This is a genomic window from Enterobacter sp. PTB, from assembly GCF_051130085.1.
In the GTDB taxonomy this organism is placed as follows: domain Bacteria; phylum Pseudomonadota; class Gammaproteobacteria; order Enterobacterales; family Enterobacteriaceae; genus Enterobacter; species Enterobacter ludwigii.
On sequence record NZ_JBDKEE010000006.1, the window covers coordinates 117,888 to 132,572 of the forward strand.

15 protein-coding genes are annotated in these 14,685 nt (G+C 53.8%); 3 read left to right on the plus strand and 12 right to left on the minus strand.

Annotated elements, in window-relative coordinates; all coding sequences use genetic code 11:
- Nucleotides 1-900, minus strand: a complete 900-nt coding sequence (gene ispA, locus AAIR21_RS09840) for a (2E,6E)-farnesyl diphosphate synthase (protein ID WP_047355639.1) — start codon at nucleotides 898-900, stop codon at nucleotides 1-3.
- Nucleotides 901-1,143 (minus strand): exodeoxyribonuclease VII small subunit, encoded by a 243-nt coding sequence (xseB, locus tag AAIR21_RS09845; RefSeq protein ID WP_047355640.1) that lies wholly within the window; start codon nucleotides 1,141-1,143, stop codon nucleotides 901-903. It abuts the gene before it with no gap.
- A gap of 311 nt (nucleotides 1,144-1,454) precedes the next feature.
- Here xseB and thiI point away from each other — a divergent pair, with 311 nt between their 5' ends.
- Nucleotides 1,455-2,903: a tRNA uracil 4-sulfurtransferase ThiI gene (gene thiI, locus AAIR21_RS09850; protein WP_014168857.1), complete on the plus strand. Its 1,449-nt coding sequence runs from the start codon at nucleotides 1,455-1,457 to the stop codon at nucleotides 2,901-2,903.
- Between the two features lie 45 nt (nucleotides 2,904-2,948).
- On the opposite strand, the gene yajL is transcribed toward thiI, so the two are convergent.
- Together yajL and panE are read right to left on the minus strand one after the other, a co-directional pair.
- Nucleotides 2,949-3,542, minus strand: coding sequence for a protein deglycase YajL (yajL, locus tag AAIR21_RS09855; RefSeq protein WP_020885217.1), 594 nt, complete (start codon nucleotides 3,540-3,542; stop codon nucleotides 2,949-2,951).
- A complete protein-coding gene (gene panE / locus AAIR21_RS09860) occupies nucleotides 3,505-4,416 on the minus strand; it encodes a 2-dehydropantoate 2-reductase (RefSeq protein ID WP_183516604.1) in 912 nt (303 codons plus the stop codon). Before panE ends, yajL begins: the two co-directional genes overlap by 38 nt.
- A 203-nt stretch (nucleotides 4,417-4,619) precedes the next feature.
- Here panE and AAIR21_RS09865 point away from each other — a divergent pair, with 203 nt between their 5' ends.
- Nucleotides 4,620-5,111, plus strand: a complete 492-nt coding sequence (locus AAIR21_RS09865) for a YajQ family cyclic di-GMP-binding protein (protein WP_020885215.1) — start codon at nucleotides 4,620-4,622, stop codon at nucleotides 5,109-5,111.
- 32 nt (nucleotides 5,112-5,143) lie between these two features.
- On the opposite strand, the gene AAIR21_RS09870 is transcribed toward AAIR21_RS09865, so the two are convergent.
- The 8 genes from AAIR21_RS09870 to AAIR21_RS09905 form a co-directional block, all read right to left on the minus strand.
- Nucleotides 5,144-6,505, minus strand: coding sequence for an MFS transporter (locus AAIR21_RS09870; protein WP_183516603.1), 1,362 nt, complete (start codon nucleotides 6,503-6,505; stop codon nucleotides 5,144-5,146).
- 149 nt (nucleotides 6,506-6,654) lie between these two features.
- Nucleotides 6,655-7,542, minus strand: a complete 888-nt coding sequence (gene cyoE / locus AAIR21_RS09875) for a heme o synthase (RefSeq protein WP_014168862.1) — start codon at nucleotides 7,540-7,542, stop codon at nucleotides 6,655-6,657.
- Between the two features lie 11 nt (nucleotides 7,543-7,553).
- A complete protein-coding gene (locus tag AAIR21_RS09880; RefSeq protein WP_006176899.1) occupies nucleotides 7,554-7,880 on the minus strand; it encodes a cytochrome o ubiquinol oxidase subunit IV in 327 nt (108 codons plus the stop codon).
- A complete protein-coding gene (locus AAIR21_RS09885) occupies nucleotides 7,880-8,494 on the minus strand; it encodes a cytochrome o ubiquinol oxidase subunit III (RefSeq protein ID WP_014168863.1) in 615 nt (204 codons plus the stop codon). Before AAIR21_RS09885 ends, AAIR21_RS09880 begins: the two co-directional genes overlap by 1 nt.
- The gene (gene cyoB / locus AAIR21_RS09890) at nucleotides 8,484-10,475 is read right to left on the minus strand and encodes a cytochrome o ubiquinol oxidase subunit I (RefSeq protein WP_014168864.1); all 1,992 of its coding nucleotides are present in this window, start codon (nucleotides 10,473-10,475) and stop codon (nucleotides 8,484-8,486) included. The genes AAIR21_RS09885 and cyoB overlap by 11 nt, the downstream gene beginning before the upstream one ends.
- 16 nt (nucleotides 10,476-10,491) lie before the next feature.
- On the minus strand, nucleotides 10,492-11,439 hold the full coding sequence (cyoA, locus tag AAIR21_RS09895) for a cytochrome o ubiquinol oxidase subunit II (protein ID WP_183516602.1): 948 nt from the start codon (nucleotides 11,437-11,439) through the stop codon (nucleotides 10,492-10,494).
- Nucleotides 11,440-11,918: 479 nt separating this feature from the next.
- Nucleotides 11,919-13,394: a muropeptide MFS transporter AmpG gene (gene ampG, locus AAIR21_RS09900; protein WP_183516601.1), complete on the minus strand. Its 1,476-nt coding sequence runs from the start codon at nucleotides 13,392-13,394 to the stop codon at nucleotides 11,919-11,921.
- A gap of 46 nt (nucleotides 13,395-13,440) precedes the next feature.
- Nucleotides 13,441-14,019 carry a lipoprotein gene (locus AAIR21_RS09905; protein ID WP_014168866.1) on the minus strand — a complete coding sequence of 193 codons (579 nt, stop codon included), beginning with the start codon at nucleotides 14,017-14,019 and terminating at the stop codon, nucleotides 13,441-13,443.
- Between the two features lie 304 nt (nucleotides 14,020-14,323).
- Between AAIR21_RS09905 and bolA the strand changes: the two genes are divergently transcribed.
- A complete protein-coding gene (gene bolA / locus AAIR21_RS09910) occupies nucleotides 14,324-14,641 on the plus strand; it encodes a transcriptional regulator BolA (protein ID WP_013095855.1) in 318 nt (105 codons plus the stop codon).
- Nucleotides 14,642-14,685 lie beyond the last annotated feature (44 nt).

Sequence of the window (14,685 nt, forward strand, 5' to 3'; positions counted from 1 at the left end):
TTATTTATCACGCTGGATTATATAGTCCGCTAGCGCTTCCAGTGCCGAAGTATCCAGTGATTGCGCGGCCAGTTGATTCAGCGACTGGCGGGCATCCTCTATCAGATCCCGGGCTTTACGTTGGGCTTGCTCAAGACCCAGCAGGGCGGGGTAGGTACTTTTGCCAAGCTGCTGATCCGCACCCTGACGTTTACCCAATGTTGCAGTATCGCCCACCACATCCAGAATGTCATCCTGAACCTGGAATGCCAGACCGATACTTTCTGCGTATCTGTCCAGTATCGGCAGGGCTTTGCGCCCCTGTTCACCCGCGCTCAGGGCGCCCAGACGAACGGCTGCACGAATCAATGCGCCCGTTTTATGGCGATGAATACGCTCCAGCTGTTCCAGATTAACCTGACGTCCTTCCGCTTCCAGATCCAGTGCCTGACCGCCACACATACCGGCGACGCCGCTGGCCATTGCCAGTTCAGAGATCATCGACAGACGGTCACGGTCGGCCACTTCGGCCATCGGCGCATCGCTCAGAATCGAGAACGCCAGGGTTTGCAGGGCATCCCCCGCCAGAATGGCATTCGCTTCGCCAAACTTGATGTGGCAGGTAGGCTGGCCACGACGCAGATCGTCGTCGTCCATGGCCGGCAAATCATCGTGGATCAGCGAGTAGGCATGGATGCACTCAACGGCGGCTGCCGGGGCATCCAGCGTGGTAGCGCTGATACCAAACATATTGCCCGTGGCGTAGACCAGAAACGGACGCAGGCGCTTTCCACCCAAGAGTGCGCCATAGTGCATGGCTTCAACCAGTGGAGTGTTCTGAAAAGGCTGTGGCTCAATAAAACGGCGCAGCGCATCGTTGGCACGCGCGACGCATGCCTGAAGCTCGTTGGCGAAATCCATTTACTCGGCGTCCGGTGTGAATGGCGTAGTTTTAGCGTCTTCGCTGTCGGACAGCAGGATCTGCACGCGCTGCTCGGCCTGCTGCAGTTTGACCTGCCCCTGGCGCGCCAGCTGCACGCCGCGCTCGAATTCATTGAGCGCCTCTTCCAGGGATAAATCGCCGCTCTCAAGGCGGGTGACAATCTGCTCCAGCTCACTCAGCGCAGTTTCAAAACTGGCCGGTGCGTCGTTCTTCTTCGGCATAGTGAATTGACTCTTATATTCTCAGCCCCGACATGGTAACGGACTCGGGGCAATTATCAAATAACGCGCAATGTGCACAGGAGCGGCGTGAAGATGATATACTTGCGCGCCTGGATGCAGCCACGGGTGTGGGCTGCTATACACGTCATCCTTCAGGTTGTCTCTGTTTGGGCTACGTTGCGCCTTTCCGTTACTTACTCGCGTAAGCTTGCGGGGGGCTGTGACTCGCCGCGTTGATGCCACCTGAATGATTTTGTGTATATTTCATTTTCCATTACAAGCCTTAAGCTTGCCTAAGAAACATTGCCGCCATGAAGTTTATCATTAAATTGTTCCCTGAAATCACCATCAAAAGCCAATCTGTGCGTTTGCGCTTTATTAAAATTCTCACCGGGAACATTCGTAACGTATTAAAACACTACGACGAAACGCTCGCCGTGGTGCGTCACTGGGACCACGTTGAGGTTCGCGCGAAAGATGAAAACAAACGTCAGGATATTCGCGACGCGCTGACCCGTATTCCGGGCATTCACCATATTCTGGAAGTGGAAGACGTTCCTTACACCTCCCTGCATGACATTTTTGAAAAAGCGCTGGTGCAGTACCGCGATCAGATTGAAGGCAAAACCTTCTGCGTGCGCGTGAAGCGTCGTGGTAAGCATGAGTTTAGCTCCATTGAAGTGGAGCGCTATGTGGGTGGCGGCCTCAATCAGCACGTTGAGAGCGCGCGCGTGCGCCTGACTAACCCGGACGTGACCGTTAACCTGGAGATCGAAAACGATCGCCTGCTGCTGGTGAAAGGCCGTTATGAAGGTATCGGCGGTTTCCCAATCGGCACGCAGGAAGATGTCCTGTCGCTGATCTCCGGCGGTTTCGACTCCGGTGTTTCCAGCTATATGCTGATGCGCCGCGGCTGTCGCGTACACTATTGCTTCTTTAACCTGGGCGGTGCGGCGCATGAAATCGGCGTGCGTCAGGTCGCGCATTATTTGTGGAACCGCTTCGGCAGCTCCCACCGTGTGCGTTTTGTGGCGATCAACTTTGAGCCAGTGGTCGGCGAAATCCTTGAAAAAGTGGACGACGGTCAGATGGGCGTGGTGCTGAAACGCATGATGGTGCGTGCAGCGTCCAAAGTGGCGGAGCGCTACGGCGTGCAGGCGTTAGTCACCGGTGAAGCGCTGGGCCAGGTCTCCAGCCAGACTCTGACCAACCTGCGTCTTATCGACAACGTATCGGATACCCTGATCCTGCGTCCGCTGATCTCCTACGATAAAGAGCACATCATCGATCTGGCGCGCAAAATCGGTACCGAAGATTTTGCCCGCACCATGCCGGAATACTGCGGTGTGATCTCAAAAAGCCCGACCGTCAAAGCGGTGAAGGCGAAAATCGAAGCCGAAGAAGAGAACTTCGATTTCGGCATTCTGGAGAAGGTGGTGGCGGAAGCGACCAACATCGATATCCGCGAGATTGCCCAGCAGACCGAGCAGGAAGTGGTTGAAGTTGAAACCGTCAGCGGTTTCGGTGCCAACGATGCGATTCTGGATATCCGTTCCATTGATGAACAGGATGACAAACCGCTGCAGGTTGAAGGCGTGGACGTGGTTTCCCTGCCGTTCTACAAGCTGAGCACCAAATTCGGCGATCTCGACCAGAGCAAAACGTATCTGCTGTGGTGCGAGCGCGGGGTGATGAGCCGTCTGCAGGCGCTGTATCTGCGCGAGCAGGGCTTTGCAAATGTGAAGGTCTATCGCCCTTAACCGTTTGCCGGGTGGCGGCTTCGCTTACCCGGCTTTCTTTACACGCTACGCTTCGTAAAAATTATAAATCCCCGCCGCCATCACTAACGACGACGCCACCTCGTAGGCTTTCTCACGCCCGACCAGCAGGTCGATAATCTTCAGTCCAAAATCGATCGCGGTACCCGGCCCCTGGCTGGTGAGCAGATTGACGCGCGGATCCCAGACCACACGTTTATCCACCCATTGCTCTTCAGGAATGGTCTCTTTCAGTCCCGGGAAACCGGTCATATTACCGATCGGGAAAATGTTATGCGGCACCAGAACCGTGCCGGCTGCGGCACAAATTGCCGCAACGATGCGCCCCGACAGATGGAATTGCCTGACAGTTTCGACCAGGAGCGGGCTGTCGCGAAAATACTCCGCGCCCTTCAGGCCGCCCGGCAGTACGATGATGTCGTAATCCCCGTCGGCCACTTGCACAAGCGGTGCATCGGCGAGGATTTTTACGCCGCGTGAACAGGTGATGGTCAGATTACCGTCGCTGGCGACGCTGGCGGTGGTCACGTTAATGCCGCCGCGCACCATCAAATCAATGGTGGTGACGGCTTCTGTCTCTTCGCTACCAGGGGCGAGGCAGATCAGTGCTGACGCGCTCATATTCACTCTCCTTACGTTTAACCAGGTCATACAGACGGGCATTTTCCGGCACGGCAATGCCGTGGGCGCGGGCGCGTTTAAGCAAATAGCCCGTGATGTAATCAATCTCTGTGTGGCGTAATGCCCGAATGTCCTGCAACATCGAGGAGATGTTTTCTGCAGTACTTTCAATTACCTGCTCAACATAATAGCGTAAATCCTCCGCCGAGGTATGCAGGCCTTCACGTTCGATAACCGAGGCGACCTCCGTGCACAGGGTGGCAATTTCCTGCGGATGATTTTTCAGTTCCCCGTTCGGGCAGTTCCACAGCGCCGTCAGCGGATTGATCACGCAGTTAACCGCCAGCTTGCGCCACAGCTGCGGGCGGATAGTGTCATGCCAGGCCACGTCCGGCAGCACCTTCTGCAGAACATCCGCCAGATAGCTGTAGTCGCCATCCTGCGTACGGGCGGGGCCCATGTGCGTTACGCCGCTGGCGACATGCACGATAATGTTGCCATCGCGGCGTGCAGCGTGCGTGGTGGTCGCCATCAACAAGGGATGCGGGATGCTTTTCAGCTCATCAATGGTTCCCATGCCGTTATGCAGCAGCAGAATGGGGGAGTCTGGGGGAAGTTGCGCAGCCAGCGTCTTTACCGCATCTGAAACCTGCCATGCTTTGAGCGTGACCAGCAGCAGATCGCTTTGCGCCAGAAAATCCGGATCGTTCGCGGTGAGTGATTCGTTGAATATACTTCCGTCTTCGTCAATCAGGTTCACACTGCAATAGGGCTGGGGCACGCGCAGCCAGCCCTGTACCTCATGTCCGTGCTTGCAAAGCGCGGTCAGCCATAGCTGTCCAAGGGCTCCGCATCCGAGCACTGTAATTTTCATTGTTCCTCCTCACCTGCAACTGCGCCAGGTGTTACGGCCTAAGTATAGCGCCGTCAGCTAAGCTTCTGTTGAGTAAACCCTGTGACATCTGTGCGGTGTTTCCTCACGTGAGCGGCCAGGGATAGCTGCAACTCGAATTATTTGGGGTATCTGCCTTGTAGCGGGTATTATGCAACGCAACAAAAATGAAGGGAGAAGAAAAGATGCCATCTTTCGATATTGTTTCCGAAGTTGATATCCAGGAAGTCCGCAACGGCGTTGAAAACGCAAGCCGTGAAGTTGAGTCACGTTTCGACTTTCGTGGCGTTGAGGCCACTTTCGAGCTGAACGATGCGAATAAGACCATTAAGGTCCTGAGCGAATCTGATTTCCAGGTTAACCAACTGCTGGATATTCTGCGCGCCAAGCTGCTTAAACGCGGCATTGAAGGCACCTCACTGGATGTACCAGACGAGTTTGTGCATAGCGGTAAAAACTGGTTTGTCGAAGCCAAACTGAAGCAGGGTATTGAGAGCGCGGTTCAGAAGAAGATCGTTAAGCTCATCAAGGACAGCAAGCTGAAGGTTCAGGCGCAAATCCAGGGTGAAGAAATTCGTGTGACCGGTAAATCCCGCGATGACCTGCAGGCCGTTATGGCGCTGGTACGTGGCGGCGATCTGGGGCAGCCGTTCCAGTTCAAGAACTTCCGCGATTAAGACAAAAATGCCCGGTTTTACCGGGCATTTTTTCAGGCTTTGAGAGCCTGCTCGATTTCGAAGCGGTTAGTCACTTTACTGTCTATTTTGACGTAAGCGCTGCGCTCTTGTGGGGCAATAAGCACTTCACTAACCCCCTTTGTTGCTTCAAGACGCTGTTTTAGCGCGTCGGTAATCTCAACATCCTCAGGAATTTCGACCCGCAGACTGCTGACGTAGCGCGGCTCTTTCATGCTGCTGGCGACCAGCAGCCAGACCATCGCCAGCAGTGCGCCTGCGAGGAACACGGTTTGCGAATCAAACAGGCCGTCCACCCAGCCGCCGAGCGAGCCTCCGATAGCCACGCCGATAAACTGGCTGGTGGAGTAGATCCCCATTGCTGTGCCTTTATAGCCGGCCGGGGACTCCTTGCTAATTAGCGATGGCAGCAGAGCTTCCATCAGGTTAAAGGCCAGGAAGAAGAGCTGCACGCCGGCCACCAGTTCCCAGAAGTGCGGGCCGGATCCCCAGAGCACAATCTCGGCAATCAGCAGCACCGCCACGCAGCCAATGAAGACGCGCTTCATCTTGCGTTTCACTTCGGCGTAGATGATGAACGGCACGACCGAGACGAACGAAATCAGCATGGTCACCAGATAGATTTTCCAGTGCTCCGCGGCAGGGAAGCCCGCGGCGGCAAGCTGACCGGGAAGGGCGACAAAGGTCGACATCAGCAGGATGTGCAGACACATGATGCCGAAGTTAAGTTTAAGCAGGCGCGGTTCCACCAGCACTTTGCTGAAGCAGCCTTTCACCATCCCGGATTCACGGTTAAGGACGTGGTTTTTGCTGTCCGGCACCACCCAAAGGGTCAGCGCAATACCGACGGTCGCCAGCACGGCAATCATCCAGAACAGGGCATGCAGACCGAGTTTATGGGTGATGATAGGCCCGAGCACCATCGCAATCGCGAAAGTGACGCCAAAGCTCACGCCGATAAACGCCATCGCTTTGGTGCGATTCTGCTCACGCGTTAAGTCTGACAGCAGCGCCATCACGGCGGCGGCAATCGCGCCAGAGCCCTGCAGGGCGCGACCAAGAATGATTCCCCAGATGGAGTGGGAGAGGGCGGCTATCACGCTGCCGAGCACAAAAATAAGCAGGCCGCCGACAATCAGCGGTTTACGGCCAACCCGATCCGAGAGCAGGCCAAATGGGATCTGAAATACCGCCTGAGCCAGACCGTAGATGCCAATCGCCAGGCCAATCAGCGCTTCGCTGGCACCCTGTAGCGCCATGCCGTACGTGGTCAGAACAGGCAGGACCATAAACATGCCAAGCATCCGTAGCGAGAAAACAGTCCCTAAACCCCAGGTCGCGCGCAATTCGCCTGGCGTCATTTTATAATCGTTCATTACCACCTCAATTCAAAAGCAGGCCATAGTGTAGAGCGGGGAAGGGGCGGGGTAAATAAAGGGTTATTTAACAAATATTACATGCGTTATTAATGGATTCGATGAATAAAAAAGGGTGCCGAAGCACCCTTTTATTCACCTGGTGTGACTTACCAGACGTAAGTCAGCAGGTTGTGTGAATCAGGCACCATGAAATCCACGGACATCATCACCGACAGCGAAGTGATAGCGACAATGGAGAACACGAACAGCTTACGTGCCCAGACCTTGTCATCTTCCACTTTGTAGCCGCGCAGGGCCATGCCGAGCCACCAGACGCTCACCGCAGCCGCTACCGCCAGGTATTTGTACCCGGCGTAACCGCCCAGAGAGAGCATCAGCGTTGCCACGGCAAAGGCGATGATGTACAGCGTGATGTGGTTTTTAGCCACGGAAATGCCCTTCACGACCGGCAGAACCGGAATGTTCGCTGCCTGATAATCCTTAAAGCGGAAAATCGCGATGGCATAGGAGTGCGGCATCTGCCACAGGCTAAAGATAGCCAGCAGGATCAGCGCACCGCTGTCGAACTCGTTCGTGACGGCGCAGTAGCCAATCACCGGCGGCGCAGCGCCGGAGAGAGAACCAATCAGCGTTCCGTAGACGGAGTGGCGTTTCATATACAGGCTGTAAACGCCCACATAGACGACGAACCCCATCACCCCCAGCCAACAGGCCAGAGGATTAGCGCCAAACCACAGCAGCATAAAGCCAGCAATACCCAGCAAGGTGGCGTACACCAGCGAGACGGAAGGGGCGATCAGGCCTTTAACCAGCACCCGATTTTTAGTCCTTTCCATCTTCTTGTCGATATCCATGTCGATGTAGTTGTTAAATACACAACCGGATGCAACAACCAGCGACACACCGACCAGCGTAGCGATAAAGAGGGTGTAATCGATGCTGCCTTTAGAGGCCAGCAGGAACCCCCCAATTACGGAGATCAGGTTGCCAAAGATGATGCCTGGTTTCGTGACTTGCAGGTATTGCTTAAACATACTCGCCGCTCTTAGTGAACCATCATGTTGTAGTTAAGGTTCCACATAATCCAGATGGAACCGACTACCAGGATAGCGATGATAATCACGGTAAAGATGAAAGCCGTCATGTTCCAGCCTTCATCGGACTTGGTGTTCATGTGCAGGAAGCAAACCAGATGCACCAGAATCTGAATCACCGCGGTTACCAGGATTGCACCCAGAATAACCGGCTTAGACGCAGAACCGCTCATCACCATCCAGAACGGGATCACCGTCAGAATGATCGACAGGATGAAACCTGTCATATAGGTTTTTACGCTACCGTGGGAAGCGCCATGATCGTTTGAATGACTCATTACATCGCCCCCATCAGATATACAACAGAGAACACACAGATCCACACAACGTCCAGGAAGTGCCAGAACAGGCTCAGGCACAGGATACGCGTGCGGTTAGTGCTGGTCAGGCCACGACGGGAGATCTGGAACATCAGTACTGCCATCCAGATCAGACCAGACGTTACGTGCAGACCATGGGTCCCTACCAGTGCGAAGAACGCAGACAGGAAGCCACTACGATCCGGCCCGAAGCCTTCCATAATCAGGTGATGGAATTCATAGATTTCCATCCCGATAAAGCCAGCACCAAACAGCCAGGTCAACGCCAGCCAGGAGACAACCTGGCTCTTGTTGTTTTTGTACATGGCGATAGCCGCCATGCCGTAGGTGATGGAGCTGAACAGCAGCAGCGCGGTTTCTACCAGAACGAACGGCAGTTCAAAGATGTCCTTGCCAGCCGGGCCGCCCGCAGTGCCGTTCACCAGAACGGCATACGTTGCGAACAGACAGCAGAACAGAATGCAGTCGCTCATCAGGTAGATCCAGAAACCGAAGACTTTCGTCGGTCCTGTATCGTGGTGCGCATGTTCATGCGCGTGGGCAGTAGAGTGCGCCAAAGTATCAGTTGCCATTTTTCAGCCCCGCTTTAGAAATCTCATCGAAATGCTGGTTTTCCAGTTTTTCGACTTCACGGACTGGTACGTAGTAGTCTACGTCCTCGTCAAAGCTCTTCACAATCCAGCTGATTACAATGCCGGCGAAGCCAACAATCGCCATCCACCAGATGTGCCAGATCATTGCGAAGCCAAATACCGTTGCGAAAGCGGCAATAACAATGCCCGCACCGCTGTTTTTCGGCATGTGGATCTCTTCGTAATGAGCAGGTTGCTTGTACGCTTCACCTTTTTCTTTCATTTCCCAGAATGCGTCGCGTTCATGGACCTGCGGCACAATGGCGAAGTTATAGAATGGTGGTGGAGAAGAGGTTGCCCACTCCAGCGTACGGCCACCCCATGGGTCACCGGTCAGGTCACGGTTCTGATCGCGGTCGCGAATAGAAACGTAGAACTGAATCAGCTGAGACGCGATACCACAAGCAATCAGCACGGCACCGCCCGCTGCAACCATCAGCATTGGGTGGAACTGTGGATCAATCTGCTGGCTCAGACGACGGGTCATACCCATGAAGCCCAGCACGTACAGCGGCATAAATGCAACGAAGAAGCCGATGATCCAGAACCAGAATGCGCGTTTACCCCATTTTTCGTTCAGGGTGAAACCGAACGCTTTTGGCCACCAGTAGGTTACGCCAGCGAAGCAGCCGAAGACCACACCACCGATGATAACGTTATGGAAGTGCGCAATCAGGAACAGACTGTTGTGCAGAACGAAGTCAGCACCCGGTACCGCCAGCAGTACACCGGTCATCCCACCCACGGAGAAGGTGACGATGAAGCCGATAGTCCACAGCATTGCTGAGTGGAACACGATACGGCCCTGGTACATGGTGAACAGCCAGTTGAAGATCTTAACCCCGGTAGGGATTGCGATAATCATGGTTGTAATACCGAAGAAGGCGTTTACGTTCGCGCCAGCACCCATGGTGAAGAAGTGGTGCAGCCAAACGATGAACGACAGAACGGTAATACACACGGTTGCCCACACCAGAGAGGTGTAACCAAACAGACGTTTACGCGAGAAGGTTGCTGCGATTTCGGAGAACACACCGAAGACCGGCAGAACCAGGATGTACACTTCCGGGTGACCCCAGGCCCAAATCAGGTTGATGTACATCATCATGTTGCCACCCATATCGTTGGTAAAGAAATGGGTGCCCAGGTAGCGGTCCAGGGTCAGCAGCGCGATGGTGACGGTCAGAATTGGGAATGATGCAATAATCAGGATGTTGGCGCACAGAGATGCCCAGGTAAATACCGGCATCTTGAACATGGTCATGCCAGGGGCACGCATCTTGATAATGGTCACGAAGAAGTTGATACCGGTCAGGGTTGTACCGACACCGGAGAGCTGAAGTGCCCAAATCCAGTAATCGACGCCAACGCCCGGACTGTACTCAATTCCCGAAAGCGGCGGGTAAGCCAGCCAGCCGGTCTGCGCAAATTCGCCCACACCCAGTGACAGGTTAACCAGGATAACGCCAACAACCGTGAACCAGAAGCTCAGGTTGTTCAGGAACGGGAACGCTACGTCGCGCGCGCCGATTTGCAGCGGAACGACAACGTTCATCAGACCGATAACCAGCGGCATCGCCACGAAGAAGATCATGATAACGCCGTGGGCGGTAAAGATCTGGTCGTAGTGATGCGGCGGCAGGAAGCCGGCTTCACCCGCGGACGCGAGTGCCTGCTGGCTACGCATCATGATCGCATCCGCAAAGCCACGAATTAACATGACGATACCGACGATGCAGTACATGATACCCAGTTTTTTGTGGTCAACCGAAGTCAGCCACTCGTTCCACAGGTAGCTCCACTTACCGAAGTAAGTGATCAAGGCCAGTAAGGCTGCGCCACCGATGATAATTGCAGCAACCGTAACCACGATAATGGGTTCATGGTAGGGCACTGCATCCAGTGTCAATTTTCCGAACATTTTCTTCCTCGGCCCCTTAGTGAGCGGTTTCCGCGTGGCTCATGTCCATGCCTTCCATACCTTCGTGTGCGCTATGCTCACCTTCAGGCTGGGTCATGTCCATGCTCTTGCCGTGATCCATAAATTTGCCAATAACGTCTTTGAACAAATCTGGTTTCACGTTAGAGAAGTACTCCACCTTGTTATATTCGCTAGGTGCTGCCACTTTTTCGAACGCCGCCATGTTAGACATGGTGTTTGGAGACTGCTTCGCTTTTTCAACCCACTGGTCGAAAGCGGCACGGTCTGGCGTCGCGATAGCTTTGAACTTCATACCTGAGAAGCCCGGGCCGCTATAGCTGGCGGAGATACCATCGTAGGTGCCTGCTTCATTCGCGATCAGGTGCAGGTTAGTCTGCATACCGGCCATCGCGTAAATCTGGCTACCCAGACGTGGGATGAAGAAGGAGTTCATTACGGAGTTGGAGGTCACTTTGAACTGAACCGGAGTGTTCGCCGGGAAGGCGATTTCATTCACGGTGGCAATGCCCTGTTCCGGATAGATGAAGAACCATTTCCAGTCCATGGAGACCACTTCAATGGTAATCGGTTTTTCATCGTGAACCAGCGGCTTGCTTGGCTCAAGTGCGTGAGTGGTTTTCCATGTCAGTACGGCAAGGAACAGGATGATCAGGATAGGTACCGTCCAGACCACAGCTTCCACTTTATTGGAGTGTGACCAGTTAGGGCTATACTTCGCATCTTTATTGCTCGCACGATACTTCCAGGCGAAACCAACAGCCATCAAAATGGCTGGAATAACCACAATCAACATCAGGCCAAAAGCCGTCAATATCAGTGAACGTTGTTCCAGTCCAATCTGTCCTTTGGGGTCAAGTAGTGCAGAATCGCAGCCACTGAGTAATACAGTGCCTGCGAATAATGACAACCATCCCAAACTTTTATTGTATTTCCTGAGTCTCATTTAACGACCTCAATTCCACGGGAGTCTGGTGGCGTTTAAAGTGTGGGGGCATTTTACGGGAAGGTTACATTACTGTAAACATCATTAGACCTGTGTCAGGAAGGTGTTACCGGGTTCTGCCGCACATGTCACAAGTGTTGCAAATTATGTCGCTTTTTAAGACGTAAGCCGCATGGCATGGGCTTTATAACGAAAGGACCCCCAAGCATACCCTAAAAGGGGCAATTGGTATAACCATTGTGAAAAATAAACAAAAAATTAACAATTAATTATCAATAAAAAGACAACTAAAAAACGAAAAATCAAACTCTCTGATGCTGAATCGTTTAATGAAAAATAGCGTTCTGCAATTGACTCCAATAATTTCCGAATCCTATCCCGCACAAAACAACAAATATTTTTTTTAGCGGCTGGCGGCTATTTCACCGTTATAATTTCGGTTCGTGATTACAACGGGAAATAACCTTTCGGATTTTACTTCAGATTAACTGCGTTTTACGCAGCGCCATGAAATCGAGCAGCCCGCCAGTCAGGATCCCGGCAACCGCCAGCAGCGCGCCGGCATCCAGCAGAAGCGCTTCGAGAGGCAGTACCAGAGAGGTGGTGGCATTAATAATGAGCACCACGAGCCACAGCACCAGGGCAAAGCAACCCGCCATTAACAGTCGTAACGCAAAACGGTAAGCGCGATGATATTCCGTGCGTGGCATAAAGTGTTCTGTTCGCTGGGTATATTCCAGCGTCTGGCGACAGACCAGTAACAATAAGAGCCCAGGCACTGCCGCTACCACGGAGAAGAGGTAGAACGTTGGCCAGCCATGGGCTTCAACAAACCAGCCGGCAATCGGCCCGACATACACGCGACCAACGGCGGAAAGCGCCGAGAGCAGAGCGAACTGCGTCGCGGAAAACGATTTGTTGCACAGGGTCATCAGCAGGGCAACAAACGCCGCTGTCCCCATACCGCCGCACAGGTTTTCAAAAAACACCGCGGCGCCCATGCTGATCATATGCTTATCCGTCACCGACAGCAGCCAGTAACCGGCGTTCGATGCCCCCTGCAGGATGCCGAAGATCAGCAGTGCGCGAAAGAGCGTCAGACGCTGCATTAATACGCCGCCGTACAGGGCCCCGACAATAGTCGCAAACAACCCGAGCGTTTTGTTCACCACGCCGACTTCACCGGCATCAAACCCGACCCCGCGAATTAGGAAGGTGGTGGTCAGGCTCATCGCGAAGGCATCGCCGAGCTTATAAAGGACGATTAACAGCAGGATAAGCCAGGCGTTGTTGCGGCCAAAGAAGTCGCGAAGAGGTTCGGCAACGGCCTGCTCCAGAGAACGTGGAACCGGGATCACATCGCTCGGTTCGGGGGCGAGCAGGGTGGCAATAATACAGGGGATCAACAGGGCGGCCATCAGCCAGTACATGCCCTGCCAACCGAGATAACGGTCGGCCACCCACAGCGCCAGACCACCGGATACCAGCATCCCCAGACGATAGCCCAGCACGCTAATGGCTGCGCCGGCTCCCCGCTCTTCTGCAGGCAACACGTCCGTCTTCCAGGCATCAAAAACGATATCCTGCGAGGCAGAACAGAAGGCGATTACCACCGCAAGGGCGGCCATCCAGCGAAGCTGCGTCGTGGGTTCAAGAAAGCCCATCGCCGCGATTGCGATCAGCAACAGGACCTGGGTCATCACTAACCAGCCGCGACGACGGCCCAGGAACGGCGGGGTATAACGGTCCATCACCGGCGACCACAGGAACTTAAAGACGTAAGCCTGGCCGACGAGGGAGAAGAAACCAATGGTTTTGAGATCGATATTCTCGACGGTCATCCAGGCCTGCAGCGTGCCGGAGGTGAGGGCGAGAGGTAAACCGGAGGCGAAACCAAGGATCAGCAGGATGGCTGATTTGGGTTGCTGGAAAATGCGTAAGTAATGACTCGACATGTTCATATAAAGCTGACCCGGTGAAACACCGGGTCAGGAAGCGGGATTAACGCGCGTTTTGCTTGATGAAGTCGTGGATGCTGGTGTCCTGCGCCATATCGGAAATGGTGTCAGTCAGCACGCTGTTAACCGCGTTAGCAATATTTTTGTTGGACGCCTGGAACGCGCCTTCAACAGAGTAGCTCGCACGGTAGTTTTTGGTCATCTTGTTGCCGTTCTTCGCGGTCGCGATGATGGCGATATCCGCTTTGGTGGAGATGTTGTAGCGAACGTTACCCTGGGACACGTCAGCGTACAGGTTGTTCACGATGATCTGCAGATCAACCGCACCGCTTGGGCCAATCATATAGCCGCGGGAAGTCATCTGTTTCTCGAGCACTTCCTGCAGCAGGAAGCGCAGGTCGCGTGAGGCGGTCAACGTCACCTGCTGGTTGTCGCGGGTCACTTTAGCCAGGGCTTGATCCTGACGCTGATCGGCACCGTTAATGCTCACGGTTACGCCCATCAGGCTAGGATCCTGCTGAGGCAGGGTAATCTTAGGGGAGACATCAATGGTTGTAGGCGGGGTAGCGCAGCCTGCCAGCATAAAAAGTGCTACCAACGGAAAGAAGAGTTTTTTTAACATTTTCAGGTTCTCAACGAATCGTAAGCATTACAGAGAAAAATTGCCGCCATCATAACATCGCTAACGGCCAGGGGAAGTGGTCAACGCATGTAAATTCATCGCCTTGTCCGAAAACTGACCAGCCCCGCCTTTTTCTCCACGCGCGAAGGTCAAAAGGTATGAGTCTCACAGTGAACTTCATTCGTCTGAATGAGAAAATAAGACGAAAGCTAAATATTTGTTGTCTTGTTGTAATGGAAACGGTAAAAGCGGCTAATATTTAAAGGGATGGGTGACATCCTGGCGTTGTCGGAGGAGTGATTTCATGATGATACGTGAACAGATAGAAGATAAATTAAGGGCAGCGTTCAACCCTGTGTTCCTCGAAGTCGTCGACGAAAGCTATCGTCATAACGTGCCGGCAGGTTCTGAAAGCCACTTTAAAGTGGTTCTGGTCAGCGATCGCTTCACGGGAGAACGTTTCCTGAACCGACATCGCTTGATCTACAGCACCTTGACGGAAGAACTCTCCACAACCGTACATGCGCTGGCATTGCACACCTATACCATTAAGGAATGGGAAGGCTTGCAGGATACGGTATTTGCATCGCCGCCGTGTCGCGGCGCAGGCACCATCGCCTGATAAATCGGATTTGCAACGGCTGGAGCTTTTCCAGTATGTTGCAT